15 protein-coding genes are annotated in these 17,982 nt (G+C 69.6%); 7 read left to right on the top strand and 8 right to left on the bottom strand.

Features of this window, described 5'->3' with window-relative positions:
• Positions 1 to 24 precede the first annotated feature (24 nt).
• A complete protein-coding gene (locus ACPU2J_RS17045; RefSeq protein ID WP_423833550.1) occupies positions 25 to 2,280 on the bottom strand; it encodes a DUF6049 family protein in 2,256 nt (751 codons plus the stop codon).
• Between the two features lie 186 nt (positions 2,281 to 2,466).
• On the opposite strand from ACPU2J_RS17045, the gene ACPU2J_RS17040 reads away from it, so the two are divergent.
• Positions 2,467 to 3,933 carry a CCA tRNA nucleotidyltransferase gene (locus ACPU2J_RS17040; RefSeq protein ID WP_420080243.1) on the top strand — a complete coding sequence of 489 codons (1,467 nt, stop codon included), beginning with the start codon at positions 2,467 to 2,469 and terminating at the stop codon, positions 3,931 to 3,933.
• A gap of 56 nt (positions 3,934 to 3,989) precedes the next feature.
• Here the strand turns inward: ACPU2J_RS17040 and ACPU2J_RS17035 are convergent, their stop codons facing one another.
• The 3 genes from ACPU2J_RS17035 to ACPU2J_RS17025 form a co-directional block, all read right to left on the bottom strand.
• Positions 3,990 to 5,273 (bottom strand): MFS transporter, encoded by a 1,284-nt coding sequence (locus ACPU2J_RS17035; RefSeq protein ID WP_423833549.1) that lies wholly within the window; start codon positions 5,271 to 5,273, stop codon positions 3,990 to 3,992.
• 106 nt (positions 5,274 to 5,379) lie between these two features.
• Complete coding sequence (locus ACPU2J_RS17030) at positions 5,380 to 6,462, bottom strand: inositol-3-phosphate synthase (RefSeq protein WP_361589868.1); 1,083 nt, start codon at positions 6,460 to 6,462, stop codon at positions 5,380 to 5,382.
• A 49-nt stretch (positions 6,463 to 6,511) separates the two neighbouring features.
• Positions 6,512 to 7,114, bottom strand: a complete 603-nt coding sequence (locus ACPU2J_RS17025) for a PadR family transcriptional regulator (RefSeq protein ID WP_360865436.1) — start codon at positions 7,112 to 7,114, stop codon at positions 6,512 to 6,514.
• 274 nt (positions 7,115 to 7,388) lie between these two features.
• Between ACPU2J_RS17025 and ACPU2J_RS17020 the strand changes: the two genes are divergently transcribed.
• Together ACPU2J_RS17020 and ACPU2J_RS17015 are read left to right on the top strand one after the other, a co-directional pair.
• Positions 7,389 to 9,974: a transglycosylase domain-containing protein gene (locus ACPU2J_RS17020; protein ID WP_423833548.1), complete on the top strand. Its 2,586-nt coding sequence runs from the start codon at positions 7,389 to 7,391 to the stop codon at positions 9,972 to 9,974.
• 94 nt (positions 9,975 to 10,068) lie between these two features.
• Positions 10,069 to 11,529 carry a glycosyltransferase family 87 protein gene (locus tag ACPU2J_RS17015; RefSeq protein ID WP_420080246.1) on the top strand — a complete coding sequence of 487 codons (1,461 nt, stop codon included), beginning with the start codon at positions 10,069 to 10,071 and terminating at the stop codon, positions 11,527 to 11,529.
• A 10-nt stretch (positions 11,530 to 11,539) separates the two neighbouring features.
• On the opposite strand, the gene ACPU2J_RS17010 is transcribed toward ACPU2J_RS17015, so the two are convergent.
• The 3 genes from ACPU2J_RS17010 to ACPU2J_RS17000 all read right to left on the bottom strand — a co-directional run bounded on the left by ACPU2J_RS17010 (position 11,540) and on the right by ACPU2J_RS17000 (position 14,217).
• A complete protein-coding gene (locus ACPU2J_RS17010) occupies positions 11,540 to 12,571 on the bottom strand; it encodes an alanine racemase (RefSeq protein ID WP_361589877.1) in 1,032 nt (343 codons plus the stop codon).
• Positions 12,572 to 12,644: 73 nt separating this feature from the next.
• Positions 12,645 to 13,763: a lipid II:glycine glycyltransferase FemX gene (locus tag ACPU2J_RS17005; protein ID WP_361589879.1), complete on the bottom strand. Its 1,119-nt coding sequence runs from the start codon at positions 13,761 to 13,763 to the stop codon at positions 12,645 to 12,647.
• Positions 13,764 to 13,896: 133 nt separating this feature from the next.
• The gene (locus ACPU2J_RS17000; RefSeq protein ID WP_420080247.1) at positions 13,897 to 14,217 is read right to left on the bottom strand and encodes a hypothetical protein; all 321 of its coding nucleotides are present in this window, start codon (positions 14,215 to 14,217) and stop codon (positions 13,897 to 13,899) included.
• Between the two features lie 252 nt (positions 14,218 to 14,469).
• Between ACPU2J_RS17000 and rpsF the strand changes: the two genes are divergently transcribed.
• The 4 genes from rpsF to rplI all read left to right on the top strand — a co-directional run bounded on the left by rpsF (position 14,470) and on the right by rplI (position 16,167).
• The gene (gene rpsF, locus ACPU2J_RS16995; protein WP_004950685.1) at positions 14,470 to 14,760 is read left to right on the top strand and encodes a 30S ribosomal protein S6; all 291 of its coding nucleotides are present in this window, start codon (positions 14,470 to 14,472) and stop codon (positions 14,758 to 14,760) included.
• Positions 14,761 to 14,832: 72 nt separating this feature from the next.
• Positions 14,833 to 15,423, top strand: coding sequence for a single-stranded DNA-binding protein (locus tag ACPU2J_RS16990; RefSeq protein WP_423833547.1), 591 nt, complete (start codon positions 14,833 to 14,835; stop codon positions 15,421 to 15,423).
• Positions 15,424 to 15,465: 42 nt separating this feature from the next.
• Positions 15,466 to 15,702 (top strand): 30S ribosomal protein S18, encoded by a 237-nt coding sequence (gene rpsR, locus ACPU2J_RS16985; RefSeq protein ID WP_005315025.1) that lies wholly within the window; start codon positions 15,466 to 15,468, stop codon positions 15,700 to 15,702.
• A gap of 18 nt (positions 15,703 to 15,720) precedes the next feature.
• A complete protein-coding gene (gene rplI, locus ACPU2J_RS16980; protein ID WP_030956813.1) occupies positions 15,721 to 16,167 on the top strand; it encodes a 50S ribosomal protein L9 in 447 nt (148 codons plus the stop codon).
• Between the two features lie 129 nt (positions 16,168 to 16,296).
• On the opposite strand, the gene ACPU2J_RS16975 is transcribed toward rplI, so the two are convergent.
• Positions 16,297 to 17,634 (bottom strand): MATE family efflux transporter, encoded by a 1,338-nt coding sequence (locus ACPU2J_RS16975; protein ID WP_423833546.1) that lies wholly within the window; start codon positions 17,632 to 17,634, stop codon positions 16,297 to 16,299.
• Between the last annotated feature and the right edge of the window lie 348 nt (positions 17,635 to 17,982).

The raw sequence follows: 17,982 nt of genomic DNA, 5'->3' as shown, positions 1-17,982 counted from the left end.
CAGGCCGACCGGCCACGGCATCGCTCAACGGTCCACTGTCTCACTCGTGCCGGACCCCTCGGTGCTTTGCGGTCCGGTGTCCGGGGACTCGTCACTCGGCTGCGTGCTCTCCTCGGCGGCGGCGCGGGCGGCGACGCGCTTGCGGCTCGCGTACATCTTGATCCCCGCCAGCACCAGCAGCAGCACGCCGCCGGCGATGACGAGCATGACCGTGGGGGTGACCTCGGTGGCCTCCACGGTGAAGGTGCGCTTCTTGCCGTAGGGGACGCCGTCCTTGGTGTACAGCTGCGCCGTGACCTCCACGGGGCCGCTCGCCGTGGCGTTGGCCGTGAACTTCACCGTCTGCGTGTGGTCGCCCTGCACGGTGACCGGCTGCTCGCTCTCGCTGAACATCAGGCGCGTCTGGTTGCTGGACTTCACCCGCAGGACCAGCCCGTGGACGTCCTGCACGAGGCTGTTCTGGACGCTGACCGGGATGGTGGCGCTGTGCCCGGACAGGGTCGCGTCGGACTTGGGGACGACCTTGACCTTCTCGGTGAGGCCCGTCAGGTAGTCCTGCACCTCGTCCCGGTAGAGGCGCGCCTCCTCGGGGCGGCCCCGCCACGAGGTCGACATCTCGCGGTTGATCGTGTTCCCGAAGGGGATCTCGACGCGGTCGGGCGCGGCGAGGATGACCTTGAAGCGGTCCAGCGTGTTCTGGGTGGTGCGGATCTTCTCGAAGGCGGCCACCGGCAGCTCCTGCTTGCGCAGGTCCTCGGGGTACTGGCCGGCTCCGGGCACCTGGGTCGCGGCACCGGGGTCGGGCTTCGCCGCGGCGGCGGCCTCGAGGTCCGAGGGCTGCGTCCAGCGGCCCGCCTGGAGGCCGCGCAGGGCGGAGGCCATCGTCCGGGCCTGGCTGACCGTGGGGGTCCGCTGCGGGGTGACGACGAAGCTGCGCTGCTCGTCGGTCTTCTGCAGGTTGAGCGCGAGGGTGTCGGCGAGGAACTTCTGCACGGCGAGCGTGGAGCTGCCGGCGTGCAGCATGTCGCCCTCGAATGCCGTGGACAGGTCCGCGTCCGCCACCACGGCCGTGGTGCCGGCTCCGATGGGCCGGGCGGCCGAGGGCGTGTAGCCGAGGGCTCCGGTCTCCACGAGGCTGTCACTGCGGGTGAGCACGTTGTGCGCACCGGCCGAGGTGGCGACGTTCACGATCGAGGGGTCGATGGCGCCGTCCACGGGCCAGGAGAAGTCGGTGGACGCGGGGACGTGCAGGACCGTCTCGACGGCCTGCCGGGCCTTGTCGGTGGCGGGCCGCAGCTGGCCCAGGGTGCCGGAGACGTCCTTGCCGTGGTGCGCGAGGGAGGCGAGGTCGGGGTCGCCGAAGGGCAGGGCGACGACCTTCTTGCCCTGGACCGCTGCCTCCAGTGAGTTCAGCCACTGCTCGGCGACGGCCTTGTTCTTGCCCTGGACGGTCTTCCCGTTCGGACCGCGGACCCGGTAGCCCTTGGTCATCGCGTCGACCGTGTAGAGCAGGTCGGGATCGATGACCCAGGTGATCGGCAGGTCCCGGCCGAGGGTGACCATCTGCTCCAGGCGACCGCCCGGCGCGAGCTCCTGGGCGAGGGAGTCGTTGAGGAACACGGGGGTCTGCAGCTCGTCGGAGCCGGTCTCCGCCGTGACGCGGGTGCTCGAGATCAGGGGCCAGGCGTACGTCAGCTGGGAGCGCTTGGAGGCGGCCTCGGGCTGCCAGGGCAGGAAGGTCCGCTTGATGCCGAGCACCTGCTCGGACGGGCGGCTCTCGGTGGACCCGGACAGCGAGACACCAAGCTGGTAGACGCCGTCCTTGTCCAGTTCGAGCTTGTTCACCGGGACGGAGAGCGTGAAGGGCTTGCTGGCCTTCGACGGCAGGGAGTCGATCTTCACGGCGTAGGCCGGATCGATCTCGCCGGGGTCCGCGCCGGCCCGGAAGCCGCTGCGTTCCGCCGCCTCGTCGATGGATGAGCGGTCGGCGAGGGCGGGGCCGACCCGCAGGCCCACGTGGGCGTCGTTGATCGTCTCGGGTCCCGTGTTGCGCACGGTGCCCTCGATGGTGAGGGTGTCGCCCTTCACCGGGGCGGCGGGAGCCATGGAGATCAGCTGGACGTCGGCGGAGGAGGCCGGGGCGGCCTCCGCCTCCGGGGCGGGGGCGTACACGAGACCGGCCAGTACCGGGGTCCCGGCGAGCAGGACGATCGCACGCCTCAGCCACCGGCGCCGGACAGGAGCAGGTGAAGCCCCCTGGATGTCTGCCGCCTCGGCCACGCGCTAGCCCGTCCCTAGAAGTGTCAGTGGTCGTCTTTTCTGCGTCCACGCATGGTAACGAGGTGCGCTGTGTGCGAGTGCCGCACCTTGGTCCACATGATCGGCTCCACCCCGGGGCGGCCGTCTCCCGGGGTGGCCGTTAAACGGGGCGGCTCCCGCCGGGCTGGGCACGTACCCTTTTCTGTTGTGCCGAACGCCAACGAAGACAACCCCAGTGCCCTGAGTCAGGTGCAGCTCCGCGCGGTCAGTGACCTGCTGCGGGTGGCTCCTGTCGCCGACGAGCTCGGCCGCCGGTTCCAGGAGGCGGGCTTCAGCCTCGCCCTGGTCGGCGGGTCGGTCCGCGATGCGCTGCTCGGGCGTCTCGGCAACGACCTCGACTTCACCACCGACGCCCGCCCCGAGGACGTCCTGAAGATCGTCCGGCCGTGGGCCGACTCGGTCTGGGACGTCGGCATCGCCTTCGGCACCGTCGGGGCCCAGAAGAGCGCCCGGGTCGGCGACACCGACCGGACCTTCCAGATCGAGGTCACGACGTACCGCTCGGAGGCCTACGACCGCACCTCCCGCAAGCCGGAGGTCTCCTACGGCGACTCGATCGACGAGGACCTCGTGCGGCGTGACTTCACGGTCAACGCCATGGCCCTGGCCCTGCCCGAGCAGCGGTTCATCGATCCGCACGGCGGCCTGGAGGACCTGGACGCCGGCCTGCTGCGCACGCCCGGCACCCCGGAGGAATCCTTCTCGGACGACCCGCTGCGGATGCTGCGGGCCGCGCGGTTCTCGGCGCAGCTGGACTTCGAGGTGGCCCCGGAGGTCGTGGCGGCCATGAAGGCCATGTCCGACCGGATCGAGATCGTCTCGGCGGAGCGGGTGCAGGGTGAGCTGAACAAGCTGATCCTCTCCGCCAACCCGCGCCGCGGTCTGGGCCTGCTCGTGGACACCGGGCTGGCCGACCGGGTGCTGCCGGAGCTGCCGGCGCTGCGGCTGGAGAGTGACGAGCACCACCGCCACAAGGACGTCTACGACCACTCGCTGATCGTGCTGGAGCAGGCGATCGCCCTGGAGCAGGACGGGCCGGACCTCGTGCTGCGGCTCGCCGCCCTGCTGCACGACATCGGCAAGCCCCGCACCCGCCGCTTCGAGAGCGACGGCAGGGTCTCCTTCCACCACCACGAGGTGGTGGGCGCGAAGATGACCAAGAAGCGGCTGACCGCTCTGAAGTACTCCAACGACATGATCAAGGACGTGTCCCGGCTGGTGGAACTGCACCTGCGCTTCCACGGCTACGGAGACGGGGAGTGGACCGACTCCGCGGTGCGTCGCTACGTACGGGACGCCGGTCCCCTGCTGGACCGCCTGCACAAGCTGACCCGGTCCGACTGCACCACGCGCAACAAGCGCAAGGCCAACGCGCTGTCCCGGACCTACGACGGGCTGGAGCTGCGGATCGCGCAGCTCCAGGAGCAGGAGGAGCTGGACGCGATCCGGCCCGACCTCGACGGCAACGAGATCATGCGGGTCCTGGACGTCGGGCCGGGCCCGGTGATCGGCAAGGCCTACGCCTTCCTGCTGGACCAGCGGCTGGAGCACGGGCCGATGGGGCACGAGGCCGCTGTCGCCGCGCTCAAGGAGTGGTGGGCCGCACAGGCCTGAGGTACCGCTCGGCCGGTGCCGCTGTTTCACGTGAAACAGCGGCACCGGCCGAGCGCTCAGGGGCGGTGTTTCACGTGAAACACCCGCCGGTGCCGGCCGAGCAGCACGGCGGTGGCGGCGTAGAGGGCGGAGACGCAGACCAGCAGGACCACGGACCGGCCGTCGGCGGGGAGCACCAGGGCGGCCACCGCGGCCGCACCGACGAAGGCCACGTTGAACAGCACGTCGTAGACGGAGAACACCCGCCCCCGGTAGTCGTCGTCCACCTGGGACTGCACTTCCGTGTCGGTGGAGATCTTGGCGCCCTGGGTGGCCATGCCGAGCACGAAGGCCGCGACCAGCATCGGCCCCGGGGTGAAGAACAGACCGAGCGCCGGGACCAGGACCGCGGCACCTCCGGCGCAGGCGGTGATCCAGCCGAGGGTGCCCAGCCGCCCCGCCATCCAGGGGGTCACGACGGCGGCCGCGAAGAAGCCCGCCCCGGATGCGCCGACGGCGATGCCCAGCAGCGCCAGCCCCTCGGCCTCGTTGTCCGACCAGGAGTAGCGGCAGAGCATCAGCAGCATGACGAACAGGGCCCCGTAGCAGAAGCGCATCATCGTCATCGCGGTGAGCGCCCGGGCCGCCTCGCGCCGGGAGGCCAGGTGGCGCAGGCCCTCGGCCATGCCGCGCACGGTGAGGGCGACGCCTTCGGCGATCGAGGGGCGGTCTCCGCCCGGCGGGTGGTCGGGCCCGAGGAGGCCGATCGCCAGCCGCAGCGAGACGAGGGCGCCCCCCAGGTAGAGCCCGGCGCCGAGCAGCACCACCAGGGCGTTGGAGCCGGAGCCCAGGATCCGGACCAGGAAGGCCAGCCCGCCGCCGGCCACCGCGGCGAGGGTGCCGGCGGTGGGGGACAGCGCGTTGGCGGTGACGAGCTGCCCGGGGCCGACGACGTGCGGCAGTGACGCGGACAGCCCTGCCAGCACGAAGCGGTTGACGGCGGTCACGGACAGCGCCGAGGCGTAGAACAGCCAGTCGGGGACGTGCGCGACGATCAGCATCCCGGTGATGCAGGCGAGGAAGGCCCGCAGCAGATTGCCGTAGAGGAACACCTGCCGGCGCCGCCAGCGGTCGAGCAGCACGCCGGCGAACGGGCCGACCACCGAGTAGGGCAGCAGCAGGACGGCCATGGCGGAGGCGATGGCGGCCGGCGAGGTCTGCTTCTCCGGGGAGAAGACGACATAGGTGGCCAGCGCTACCTGGTAGACGCCGTCGGCGGCCTGGGAGAGCAGCCGTACGGCGAGCAGGTTGCGGAAGTCCCTCAGGCGCAGGAGTACGCGCAGATCACCTACGACAGGCATGAGGGCAAGGGTCACATACGCGGAGGGTCCCCGGGCACATTGCCCGGGGACCCTCCGCGGAAGAACAGCCGAAGTCCAGGTGTTGTCAGGACCCCTGGGTTCCGGTCTAGCGCTCGACCTCGCCCTTGATGAACTTCTCGACGTTGGCCAGGGCCTCGTCGTCGAAGTACTGGACCGGCGGGGACTTCATGAAGTAGCTGGACGCCGACAGGATCGGGCCGCCGATGCCGCGGTCCTTGGCGATCTTCGCCGCGCGCAGGGCGTCGATGATGACACCCGCGGAGTTCGGGGAGTCCCACACCTCGAGCTTGTACTCGAGGTTCAGCGGGACGTCACCGAAGGCGCGGCCCTCGAGGCGTACGTAGGCCCACTTGCGGTCGTCGAGCCACGCGACGTAGTCGGACGGGCCGATGTGGACGTTCTTCTCGCCCAGCTCGCGGTCGGGGATCTGCGAGGTGACGGCCTGGGTCTTCGAGATCTTCTTCGACTCGAGGCGGTCGCGCTCGAGCATGTTCTTGAAGTCCATGTTGCCGCCGACGTTGAGCTGCATGGTGCGCTCGAGACGGACGCCGCGGTCCTCGAACAGCTTCGCCATCACGCGGTGCGTGATGGTGGCGCCGACCTGGGACTTGATGTCGTCGCCGACGATCGGGACACCGGCCTCGGTGAACTTGTCGGCCCACTCCTTGGTGCCGGCGATGAAGACCGGGAGGGCGTTGACGAAGGCGACCTTGGCGTCGATGGCGCACTGGGCGTAGAACTTCGCCGCGTCCTCGGAGCCGACCGGCAGGTAGCAGATCAGGACGTCGACCTCGCGGTCCTTGAGGACCTGGACGATGTCGACCGGGGCCTCGGAGGACTCCTCGATCGTCTGGCGGTAGTACTTGCCCAGACCGTCGTAGGTGTGGCCGCGCTGGACGGTCACACCGGCGTTCGGGACGTCGCAGATCTTGATGGTGTTGTTCTCGCTGGCGCCGATGGCGTCCGAAAGGTCGAGGCCGACCTTCTTCGCGTCGACGTCGAACGCGGCGACGAACTCGATGTCACGCACGTGGTAGTCGCCGAACTGGACGTGCATCAGCCCGGGGACCTTGGACGCCGGGTCGGCGTCCTTGTAGTACTCGACGCCCTGCACCAGCGAGGCGGCGCAGTTGCCCACGCCTACGATGGCTACGCGAACCGAACCCATTCCGGTTGCTCCCTGTTTGTTCTCGGACGAGGTCTGCACGACGCAGCCCTCATTTTTCGGTTTCGTCGGACGGACCGGGTCGTCTCAGATCCCGTCCCGCCCGCTCACTCTCGATGAGCTCGTTCAGCCAGCGGACTTCGCGCTCCACGGACTCCATGCCGTGCCGTTGCAGCTCGAGCGTGTAGTCGTCGAGGCGCTCCCGCGTCCGGGTGAGGGAGGCGCGCATCTTCTCCAGACGCTCCTCCAGCCGGCTGCGGCGGCCCTCCAGCACCCTCATCCGCACCTCTCGCTCGGTCTGGCCGAAGAAGGCGAAGCGGGCGGCGAAGGACTCGTCCTCCCAGGTCTCGGGGCCCGTGTGGGAGAGGAGCTCTTCGAAGTGCTCCTTCCCCGCGGCCGTCAACCGGTAGACGATCTTGGCGCGGCGCCCTGCGAGTGAAGCGGCGAGAGCGTCTTCCGGGGCGCTGCCCGGTTCTTCGATCAACCAGCCGTTGGCGACCAGCGTCTTGAGGCAGGGGTAGAGCGTCCCGTAGCTGAAGGCCCTGAAGACTCCCAGCGAGGTGTTGAGCCGCTTGCGCAGCTCGTAGCCGTGCATGGGGGATTCCCGGAGCAGGCCGAGGACGGCGAACTCGAGGATGCCCGAGCGTCTGCTCATCGCCTGCCTCGCCTCCGCCCCTGGGTCTTTATGCCGAGCTGATGTATCGACTCGATACATCCAGACGATAGAACGGGTGGTCATCATCGACAAGGGGAGACGTGGTGACCGGCGTCACATCACCGATTCGCACCAGGCAGGTTGCCTGATTTGGGGTGAACTTCGGCACTGGGCGGGTTTTGAGCGTGCGTAGTCTGTGCGCCATGACACCGGGGGGAACCGGAATTCATTTGCCGCTTCCAGGCCACTCGCCTGCCCGAGGAGTAGTCGTTCGATGAGCGAGCATCGCCGCAAACCGCCGCAGCCCCAGGACGGCGGGCGGGCATCGGCCCGCCGCGCCGCCCAGCAGCGCCCCCACCGGGGCGCGCCGGCCGGACGTGACGTCCCCACCGCGTCCCACAGCGGCCCCTACACACCGCAGCCCGGCCACGGAAGCCGAGCCGATGCCCGCCGGGCCGCCCAGCGGGGCGCACCGGGCCGTGGCAGGGGGACCGGCCGCCCGGACAAGCGGCTCATCAACTACCCGCGGTCCGACAAGGACGGCTGGCAGCGCTTCGTACCGTCCTGGAAGTTCGTCGCCGGCACGGCGCTCGGCTTCTTCGCGGTGATCATCGCGGGCGCCGGCATCGGCATCGCCATGGTGGGCACGCCGGACCCGAACAAAGCGGCGCAGGCCCAGAACAACGTCTTCTACTGGGCCGACGGCTCGCAGATGGTGGCCACGGGCGGTTCGATGAACCGGCAGATCGTGCCCATCTCCAACATCCCGCGGTCGATGAGGGACGCCGTCATCGCGGCGGAGAACGAGTCCTTCGAGACCGACAAGGGCGTGGACCCGATGGGCATCGCCCGCGCCGTGTGGAATATGGCGACGGGCGGCTCCACCCAGGGCGGCTCGACCATCACCCAGCAGTACGTGAAGAACACCTACCTCGACTCCGACCAGACCCTGAAGCGGAAGGCCACCGAGCTCTTCATCGCGATAAGGCTGGGCGTCTCCGAGGAGAAGGACACCGTCCTCGCGGGCTACCTCAACACCGCCTACTACGGCCGTGACGCCTACGGGATCCAGGCCGCCGCCCGTGCCTACTTCGGCAAGGACAGCCAGGACCTGAACCCCTCCGAATGCGCCTTCCTGGCGGCCGTGCTCAAGGGCCCCAACCTCTACAACCCGGACGGCGGCATCGGCGCCGCGGCCACCCCCGAGCTGAACGAGAAGCGGGCCAAGGAGCGCTGGGCCTGGGTCCTGGACCGCCAGGTCGAGGTCGGCCGCATGACCGAGGCCGAGCGGGCGAAGTACAAGGACACCGACTTCCCGCAGCGGGTCGAGTCGGCGCAGGCCCGCGGTATGACGGGCCAGATCGGCTACCTGGTCGACACGGCCAAGGCGTACGTGATGAAGACCGCGGGCATCACCGTCGAGCAGATGGCGCTCGGCGGCTACCAGATCAGGACCACGTTCCAGAAGCCCCGGGTGGACGCGCTGGCCAAGGCGGTCGAGGACACCCGCGACGGGTTCCTCGACGAGAAGAAGCGCCCCGACACCGACACCTTCGTCCAGTTCGGCGCGGCCTCCGTGGACGTCAAGACCGGCGCGCTCGTCGCCCTGTACGGCGGCCCGGGCTGGGACAAGAAGTACTTCAGCAACAACGCCAACACCAGCGGAGTCCCGGTCGGCTCGACCTGGAAGCCCTACGTCCTGGCGGCGGCGATGGAGTACGGCACGCAGAACTCCAACGGCAAGGGCATCTCGGTCGACAGCAAGTACATGGCGAACGACCTCACCGTGATCAACAACCGGGACGGCAAGCCGCTGCGCGACGCCTCGGGCAAGCCGTTCCAGCAGAAGAACGAGAGCCCCACCCCCTTCGGGTACGTGACCCTCAACGAGGCGATGGAGAAGTCCATCAACGTGCCGTTCGCCCAGCTCGTCTTCGACGTGGGCCACGACAAGGTGCGCACCGTGGCCAAGTCCACGGGCCTGCTGGAGGAGTCCCTGAACCCGAACAACGACGCCTCCTTCGCCCTCGGCACCTCCACCCCCAGCGCCATCCGCATGGCCGACTCCTACGCGACCTTCGCCGCCTCCGGCACGCACCGCGAGCCCTTCTCGGTGACCCAGGTCGCCAAGGACGGGGACAAGCTGCCCGGCTTCGAGCAGCCCAAGGAGCAGCGGGCGATGGACAACGCCGTCGCGGACAACATCACCAAGGTCCTGCAGAACGTCGTTCAGAACGGCACCGCGACCAAGGTCAAGAAGCTGGGCCGGCCGGCCGCCGGCAAGACCGGCACCACGGACGAGAACAAGTCGGCGTGGTACGTCGGCTACACCCCCGAGCTGTCCACCGCCGTGGGTCTCTTCCGCACCGACCCCAACTCGGCGGACAAGAAGCTGATCTCCATGAAGGGCGTGGGCGGCATCCCGTCCATCCACGGTGGTGACATCCCGGCGGAGATCTGGACCGAGTACATGCGCGAGGCGCTCAAGGACGTCCCGGTCTCGAAGTTCCCGGTGCCGGAGGACCTCGGAGTCGTCGCCGACGGCGCCGGCGCCCCCTCCCCCAGCCCCGCGGCGCCCGCCTCCCCGTCCCCGTCCCCGTCGACGCTCCCGCCGACCACCCCTCCGCCGTCGCCGAGCCCCTCGCGGGGCGGCAAGCCGTCCTGCAAGCCGTGGGAGCTCTACTGCGACCCGGAGACCGTGCGCGGGAACACCAACGGCGGCAACGACGGAGGCGCGAACTCGGGCACCATCACCGGCACGACCGGCGGATCCAGCCCCTCGCCGTCCCCGTCCGGCACCGGCCGTCCGGGCCGCCCCGGAGGGATCACCGGAGGGTTCACCGGTTCCGACAGCGAGTGACCCGCCCCCTGGCCCGCTGAACCGAGGAAGGCCGTCGCACACGTCGTGCGGCGGCCTTCCCGCGTGCCGGGCCCCGTACGGCAGGATGACCCCCATGACGAAGGTGCACGAGGACCGCCCCGTACTGCCCACCCAGCAGGACGAGGTCGCCGCAGCGGGCAGTGAGCTCATCGGCGGCCCGCTCGGCCGCTACGCCCGGCTCGGCGGCCACTGGCTCGGGCCGGTCCGTGTCGTGGCCCTCGTCGCCATCGGCATGTTCGCGCTCGGCATGGTGCAGAAGCTGCCCTGCTACGAGTGGGCGTGGTTCCAGGGTGCGACCTCCCAGTACACCCACGCCTGCTACTCCGACATCCCGCACCTGTACGCCGTACGCGGCTTCGCCGACAACCTGACGCCCTACTTCGACCGGATCCCCGGCGACATGGAGTACCTGGAGTACCCGGTGCTCACCGGGCTCTTCATGGAGATCGCCTCCTGGCTCACACCGGGCAGCGGCACCATGCAGCACCGCGAGCAGATGTACTGGATGGTCAACGCCGGCATGCTGATGGCCTGCGCCGCGGTGATCGCCGTGTGCGTCGCGCGCACCCACCGCCGCCGTCCCTGGGACGCCCTGCTCTTCGCCCTCGCCCCGGCCTTCGCCCTGACGGCGACGATCAACTGGGACCTGCTGGCGATCGCCCTGACGGCCGCCGGAATGCTCATGTGGTCCCGCGGCCGGACCGTCCTGTTCGGCGTCCTCATCGGCCTCGCCACCGCCGCGAAGCTCTACCCGGTGCTACTGCTCGGGGTCCTGTTCGTGCTCTGCTGGCGGGCCGGGAAGTGGCGGGCCTTCGGCGGTGCGGTCCTGGGCGCCGCCGGTGCCTGGCTCGTGGCGAACCTGCCGGTCATGGTCCTGGCCTGGGAGGGCTGGTCGAAGTTCTACACCTTCAGCCAGGAGCGGCCGATCGACTTCGGCTCCGTCTGGCTGCTGATCTCCCAGCGCTCCGGCAATCCGCTGCACGACGCCAACACCTACGCGACCGGCCTGACGCTGCTGCTGTGCGGGGCCATCGGCCTGCTGGCCCTGACGGCCCCCCGGCGCCCCCGCTTCGCCCAGCTGGCCTTCCTGGTCGTCGCCGCCTTCATCCTGTGCAACAAGGTCTACTCGCCGCAGTACGTGCTGTGGCTGATCCCGCTCGCCGCGCTCGCCCGGCCGCGCTGGCGGGACTTCCTGATCTGGCAGGCCGGCGAGGTCGTCTACTTCCTCGGGATCTGGTTCTACCTCGCCTACATCAACAGCGGCGACAAGCACCAGGGCCTGCCCGTGGAGGGCTACCAGGTGGCGATCGCCGCCCACCTGCTGACCACCCTGTACCTCTGCGCCGTCGTCGTGCGGGACGTGCTGCTGCCCGAGCACGACGTCGTCCGCCGGGACGGCTCGGACGACCCCTCCGGAGGCGTCCTGGACGGGGCCGAGGACGTGTTCGTGCTGTCGGACGCGGCGAGGGCGCCGCGGGAAGCGGCGCCCTCGGAAGGACAGCGGGTCGACTGGGGCACCGGGCCCCGGGACTGACCGCTCCGGGTCAGGAGTCCAGCAGCCGGTCGAACTGGGTGGTGGTGTGCCGCAGGTGCGCCACGAGCTCGTCGCCCACCTTCGGCTCGGTCGCGTCCGAGGGCACGAACAGGATCGACACCTGCATGTGGGGCGGCTCCGCGAACCAGCGCTGCTTGCCCGCCCACACGAACGGAGAAAGGTTCCGGTTGACCGTGGCCAGGCCGGCCCGGGCGACGCCCTTGGCCCGCGGCATCACGCCGTGGAGCGCCTTGGGAGCCTCCAGGCCCACACCGTGGGAGGTACCGCCCGCGACCACGACCAGCCAGCCGTCGGACGCGGCCTTCTGCTGGCGGTAGCCGAACCGGTCGCCCTTGGCCACGCGGGTGACGTCGAGCACCGAGCCGCGGTACTCGGTCGCCTCGTGGTCGCCCAGCCACAGCCGGGTGCCGATGCGGGCCCGAAACCGGGTCTGCGGGAACTGCTGCTGGAGCCGGGTCAGCTCCTCGGCGCGCAGGTGGCTGACGAACATGGTGTGCAGCGGCAGCCGGGCCGCGCGCAGCCGGTCCATCCAGCCGATGACCTCCTCGACGGCGTCCGAGCCGTCGGGGCGGTCCAGCGGCAGGTGCAGGGCGAAGCCCTCCAGCCGGACGTCCTCGATCGCCCCCTGCAACTGGCCGAGGTCCTGCTCGGAGATCCCGTGGCGGCGCATCGAGCTCATGCACTCGATGACCACGCGCGCGCCGACCAGGCTGCGGACACCCTCCAGCGAGGACACCGAGCGGATCACCCGGTCCGGCAGCGGGACCGGCTCCTCGCCCCGGCGGAACGGGGTGAGGACGAGCAGGTCGCCGCTGAACCAGTCCTTGATGCGCGCGGCCTCGTACGTCGTCCCGACGGCGAGCACGTCGGCGCCCATGCGGGTCGCCTCCTCGCACAGCCGCTCGTGCCCGAAGCCGTAGCCGTTGCCCTTGCAGACCGGGATCATCCCGGGGAACTGGTCCTGAACCTGCTTCTGGTGCGCACGCCAGCGCGCGGAGTCGACGTAGAGCGTGAGCGCCATGCCCGTCCGGAACCTCTCCTGTGGAGCTGCGTGGTGCAGCGGGGCTGTGTGGGGGTGCGGGGTGATCGGTGGGTCAGCGACGCGACATGTAGATGTCGAGCGCCTTGTGCAGCATCTTGTTGAGCGGGAAGTCCCACTCGCCGACGTACTCCACGGCTTCGCCGCCCGTGCCGACCTTGAACTGGATCAGACCGAACAGGTGATCGTTCTCGTCCAGCGTGTCAGAGATTCCGCGGAGGTCGTAGACGCCGGCGCCCAGCGCGTAGGCGTCGCGCAGCATCCGCCACTGCATCGCGTTCGAGGGACGCACCTCGCGCTTGTGGTTGGCGGAGGCGCCGTAGGAGTACCAGACGTGCTGGCCGACGGTGAGCATCGTGGCCGCCGCCAGCGGTTCGCCCTCGTGCGTGGCGATGTAGAGGCGCATCCGGTTCGGGTCCTCGGCGTTGAGGGCCGTCCACTGGCGCTGGAAGTAGCTGAGGGGGCGCGGGCGGAACTTGTCGCGCTCTGCCGTGATCTCGTACAGGTGCTGCCAGGTCGGCAGGTCCTCGTAGCCGCCCTGGACGACCTCGACGCCGGCCTTCTCGGCCTTCTTGATGTTGCGGCGCCACAGCTGGTTGAAGCCCTTGAGGACGTCGTCGAGCGAACGGTTGGCCAGCGGCACCTGGAAGACGTAGCGGGGCTGCACGTCGCCGAAGCCGGCGCCGCCGTCCTCGGCCTGCTGCCAGCCCATGCGGCGCAGCTTGTCGGACACCTCGAACGCGCGGGGCTCGATGACCGAGGCCTCCACGTCGCGCAGGCGCTTGACGTTGGGGTCCTGGATGCCGGCCTTGATGGCGGCCGAGTTCCAGCGCCGGATGACGACGGGCGGACCCATCTTCACGGTGAAGGCACCCTGCTGCTTGAGGTGGGCCAGCATCGGCTGGAGCCATTCCTCGAGGTTGGGGGCGTACCAGTTGATGACCGGGCCCTCGGGGAGGTACGCGAGGTACCGCTTCACCTTGGGCAGCTGCCGGTACAGCACGAGGGCCGCGCCGACCAGTTCGTCGGACTCGTTGAACCATCCGAGGTTCTCGGAGCGCCACTCGTTCTTCACGTCGGCCCACGCCGGGACCTGGCAGTGGCTCGCCGAGGGCAGGCTCTGGAGGTAACCCAGATGCTGCTCTCGGCTGATGGTCCTCAGGGACAGGCTCATGCGGGGCGTCTCCTCCGGCGGCTTCGCTGGCTATGGCGCGAAGCCTACTGCGACAAGGGCGCCACCCTTCTGGGGGACGGGCCGTGGGCCCGGGCCGGTGCGGGACCGGCGCCCTGTCGCGGAGGTGCCCCGGTCAGCCCGCCCAGCCGCCGAAGAGGCCGCCGTGCGCCATGCCGAGGTAGAAGCCGATGGCAGACGCGCCAAGGCCGATGATCAGCGCGAAGCGCTCGCGTGTCGTGACGGAGATGAACTGTCCGTACGCGCCGGTGAGGATCCCGATCAGCCCCGCCCACGAGGTGAGCAGGTGGAGGTTGTGGAAGAAAGCCGTGACGAACGCCACGGCGCCGAGGACGACGGTGGCCACCATCAGGGCGTCCTGCAGCGGATGGGGCTTGCCGTCGGTCGCGAGGAGAGAGATCGAGGCCTGGGACCGCAATGCCTTTGCCTGTGCCATCGGAAGGCACCTCCTGGGTGAAGCGGAGCGGTGCTGCGGGGCCGCCTCCGACGGAGCCGGGGACTTAGCACACCGAGCACACCCGATGGATACAGATTGTGTCCCCCTCCCGTCGGATTTCAACCGGAAGGAGTCGAGCAGGTAGTCTGTACAGCTGCGCGGTGTCTGCTCTGCTGACACCGTGCTCACGCATCACGACCCTCCTGCCACGGAACGACCGTGGCCGCTGAGTCCAAAGGAGGTGGGTTCCACATGCGTCACTACGAAGTGATGGTCATCCTCGACCCCGATCTCGAGGAGCGCGCTGTCTCCCCGCTGATCGAGAACTTCCTCTCCGTCGTCCGTGAGGGCAACGGAAAGGTCGAGAAGGTCGACACCTGGGGCCGTCGTCGTCTCGCTTACGAGATCAAGAAGAAGCCCGAGGGCATCTACTCGGTCATCGACCTGCAGGCCGAGCCCGCGGTCGTCAAGGAGCTTGACCGACAGATGAACCTGAACGAGTCGGTTCTCCGGACCAAGGTCCTTCGCCCCGAGACCCACTGAACTCCGGTTCAGCGGTAATCGGGATCGAGTAGCACAGCAGCCCAGCAGCAATCCCCGCCGAGAGGTTCATCCATGGCAGGCGAGACCGTCATCACGGTCGTCGGCAATCTCGTCGACGACCCCGAGCTGCGTTTCACCCCCTCGGGTGCGGCGGTCGCGAAGTTCCGTGTCGCGTCCACCCCCCGCACCTTCGACCGTCAGACCAACGAGTGGAAGGACGGCGAGAGCCTGTTCCTGACCTGCTCGGTGTGGCGGCAGGCGGCGGAGAACGTCGCCGAGTCCCTTCAGCGGGGCATGCGCGTCATCGTGCAGGGCCGGCTGAGGCAGCGGTCGTACGAGGACCGTGAGGGTGTCAAGCGCACGGTCTACGAGCTGGACGTCGAGGAAGTCGGCCCCAGCCTGAAGAACGCCACGGCCAAGGTCGCCAAGACCACCGGTCGCGGTGGCCAGGGCGGGTACGGCGGCGGCGGTCAGCAGCAGGGCGGCGGCGGTGGCTGGGGCGGAAGCTCCGGCGGCGGCCAGCAGGGCGGCGGAGCTCCCTCCGACGACCCGTGGGCGTCCAGCGCACCGGCCGGCGGCCAGCAGCAGGGCGGCGGCGGGGGCGGCTGGGGCGGAAGCTCCGGCGGCTCCGGCGGTGGCTACTCGGACGAGCCGCCCTTCTAGGGCAGCTCCATCCAAACTTCTTGATCACACAGGAGAGACACAATGGCGAAGCCGCCTGTGCGCAAGCCTAAGAAGAAGGTCTGCGCGTTCTGCAAGGACAAGACCGCGTACGTGGACTACAAGGACACGAACATGCTGCGGAAGTTCATTTCCGACCGCGGCAAGATCCGTGCCCGCCGCGTCACCGGCAACTGCACGCAGCACCAGCGTGACGTCGCCACGGCCGTGAAGAACAGCCGTGAGATGGCGCTGCTGCCCTACACGTCCACCGCGCGATAAGGAAAGGGTGACCGACCAATGAAGATCATCCTGACCCACGAGGTCTCTGGCCTCGGTGCCGCCGGCGATGTCGTCGACGTCAAGGACGGCTACGCTCGCAACTACCTGGTCCCGCGTGGTTTCGCGATCCGCTGGACCAAGGGCGGCGAGAAGGACGTGGCGCAGATCCGCCGCGCCCGCAAGATCCACGAGATCGCGACCATCGAGCAGGCCAATGAGGTCAAGGCCAAGCTCGAGGGCGTGAAGGTCCGTCTGGCCACCCGCGCGGGTGACGCCGGTCGTCTCTTCGGTTCCGTGACCCCGGCCGACATCGCCACGGCGATCGAGGCTTCGGGTGGCCCGAAGGTCGACAAGCGTCGCGTCGAGCTGGGCTCGCCGATCAAGACCCTCGGTTCGTACCAGGTCTCCGTGCGTCTGCACTCCGACGTGGCCGCGAACGTGGGCATCGAGGTCGTCGCCGCCTAAGGGCTGCACTGCGAAGGGCCGCACCCTCCGGGGTGCGGCCCTTCGTCGTTCCCGGGGGCTGTTTCACGTGAAACGCGGCCCAGATACGTGGGGTCTTTCCTGAGCCGCGGGGTGTTTCACGTGAAACGGCTAGCGGGTGGCTCCCGTGACGGCCCACCGGCCCGACCGGGCGCGCAGCTGGAGGGTGACCATCCGGACCAGCATCATCAGCGTCATGGCCCACCACAGGGCCGTCAGGCCTCCGCCCATGGCGGGGACGAGCAGGGCGGCCGGGGTGAAGGCGGCGAGCGTCACGATCATCGCCCGCGCGAGGTAGGGGCCGTCGCCCGCTCCCATGAGGACCCCGTCCAGCACGAAGACGATTCCCGAGACGGGCTGGGAGAGCGCCACGACGAGCAGGGCGGGCAGCAGGGCGTCCTCGACCGCCGGATCGCTGGTGAACAACGGGATGAAGACGGGGCGGGCCAGGACCACGAGCAGACCGAGGACGAGGCCGGTGACGATCCCCCACTGGACCATGCGGCGGCAGACGGCCTTGGCCCCGTCGGTGTCGCCCGACCCGAGGTAGCGGCCGATGATCGCCTGCCCGGCGATCGCGATGGCGTCCAGGGCGAAGGCCAGCAGGCTCCACAGGGAGAGCAGGATCTGGTGGGCGGCGATATCGGCGTCGCCGAGCCGGGCCGCGACGGCGGTCGCGATCATCAGGATGGCCCGCAAGGACAGGGTGCGGACCAGCAGGGGTGCGCCGGCCTGGGCACAGGCCCGGATGCCGGCCGCGTCCGGACGGAGGGAGGCGCCGTGGCGCCGGGCCCCCCGGATGACGACGAAGAGATAGGCGGCCGCCATGGCGCACTGGGCGATGACCGTGCCCCAGGCAGAGCCGGCGATGCCGAAGCCCGCGCCGTAGACGAGGGCGACGTTCAGCGCGCCGTTGAGGGTGAACCCCCCGATGGCCACGTAGAGCGGGGTACGGGTGTCCTGGAGGCCGCGGATGACACCGGTGGCGGCCAGGACCACGAGCATGGCGGGGATGCCGAGCGTCGAGATCCGCAGGTAGGTGATCGCGTGCGAGACCACGGCGTCGGAGGCGCCGAACAGGGAGACCAGCCACGGCGCGGCCGGCAGCACCACCGCGACCACGCCCGCGCCCAGCAGGAGCGCCAGCCAGATGCCGTCCATGCCCTGGCGGATGGCGGCCGGCAGGTCGCCCGCACCGACCCGGCGGGCCACGGCGGCGGTCGTCGCGTAGGCGAGGAAGACGAAGACGCTCACGGCGGTGGTGAGCAGGGCGGCGGCGATGCCGAGTCCGGCCAGCTGCGGGGTCCCGAGGTGCCCCACGATGGCGCTGTCGGCCATGACGAAGAGGGGCTCGGCCACGAGGGCAGCGAAGGCGGGGACGGCGAGGGCGAAGATCTCCCGGTCGTGCCGTCTCGGCCCCGCGGGGGGTGCTGCGAGAGCCTGTGTCATGTGCTCAATCTAATCTTCCACAGGTAAGAGATGCAACCGTGTTTGAATCCTTACCGTCGCGCTGACTTGCGCGTTCTTCCCACCTCGTTGGAGGCGATCTCGGAACCCGGGTGAAGAAATTTCTTCCCCCTCGGTCCTGAATGGTGAAGTCGCAGGTCAGATGGGGTGACGGGGTGGCGCGGGTGATTTTGTCCACAGCGTCGTCCCCCGGTCCGTGCACAGCTTCCGGGGACTTACCCACAGCATTGGCGCCGTCATCCACATCTCATCCACAGACCCTGTGGATAACAAGATTGGCTGACGCCGCCCGCGGCCCTACCGTGGTGCGTTGCCCGACTCGCCGTGAGC

Source organism: Streptomyces manipurensis, assembly GCF_049570255.1.
Lineage (GTDB): Bacteria > Actinomycetota > Actinomycetes > Streptomycetales > Streptomycetaceae > Streptomyces > Streptomyces manipurensis.
Note: the sequence above shows the minus strand (reverse complement) of the source record. Positions and strands in the feature narration are given on the sequence as shown.

Bases quoted from the DNA above. Each gene is read 5' to 3' on its own strand.
- ACPU2J_RS16975 (WP_423833546.1), bottom strand. From the start codon at position 17,634: ATGACACAGGCTCTCGCAGCACCCCCCGCGGGGCCGAGACGGCACGAC.
- ACPU2J_RS17025 (WP_360865436.1), bottom strand. From the start codon at position 7,114: ATGAGCAGACGCTCGGGCATCCTCGAGTTCGCCGTCCTCGGCCTGCTC.
- ACPU2J_RS17015 (WP_420080246.1), top strand. From the start codon at position 10,069: ATGACGAAGGTGCACGAGGACCGCCCCGTACTGCCCACCCAGCAGGAC.
- ACPU2J_RS17000 (WP_420080247.1), bottom strand. From the start codon at position 14,217: ATGGCACAGGCAAAGGCATTGCGGTCCCAGGCCTCGATCTCTCTCCTC.
- ACPU2J_RS16990 (WP_423833547.1), top strand. From the start codon at position 14,833: ATGGCAGGCGAGACCGTCATCACGGTCGTCGGCAATCTCGTCGACGAC.
- rplI (WP_030956813.1), top strand. From the start codon at position 15,721: ATGAAGATCATCCTGACCCACGAGGTCTCTGGCCTCGGTGCCGCCGGC.
- rpsF (WP_004950685.1), top strand. From the start codon at position 14,470: ATGCGTCACTACGAAGTGATGGTCATCCTCGACCCCGATCTCGAGGAG.
- ACPU2J_RS17020 (WP_423833548.1), top strand. From the start codon at position 7,389: ATGAGCGAGCATCGCCGCAAACCGCCGCAGCCCCAGGACGGCGGGCGG.
- ACPU2J_RS17010 (WP_361589877.1), bottom strand. From the start codon at position 12,571: ATGGCGCTCACGCTCTACGTCGACTCCGCGCGCTGGCGTGCGCACCAG.
- ACPU2J_RS17035 (WP_423833549.1), bottom strand. From the start codon at position 5,273: ATGCCTGTCGTAGGTGATCTGCGCGTACTCCTGCGCCTGAGGGACTTC.
- ACPU2J_RS17005 (WP_361589879.1), bottom strand. From the start codon at position 13,763: ATGAGCCTGTCCCTGAGGACCATCAGCCGAGAGCAGCATCTGGGTTAC.
- ACPU2J_RS17030 (WP_361589868.1), bottom strand. From the start codon at position 6,462: ATGGGTTCGGTTCGCGTAGCCATCGTAGGCGTGGGCAACTGCGCCGCC.
- rpsR (WP_005315025.1), top strand. From the start codon at position 15,466: ATGGCGAAGCCGCCTGTGCGCAAGCCTAAGAAGAAGGTCTGCGCGTTC.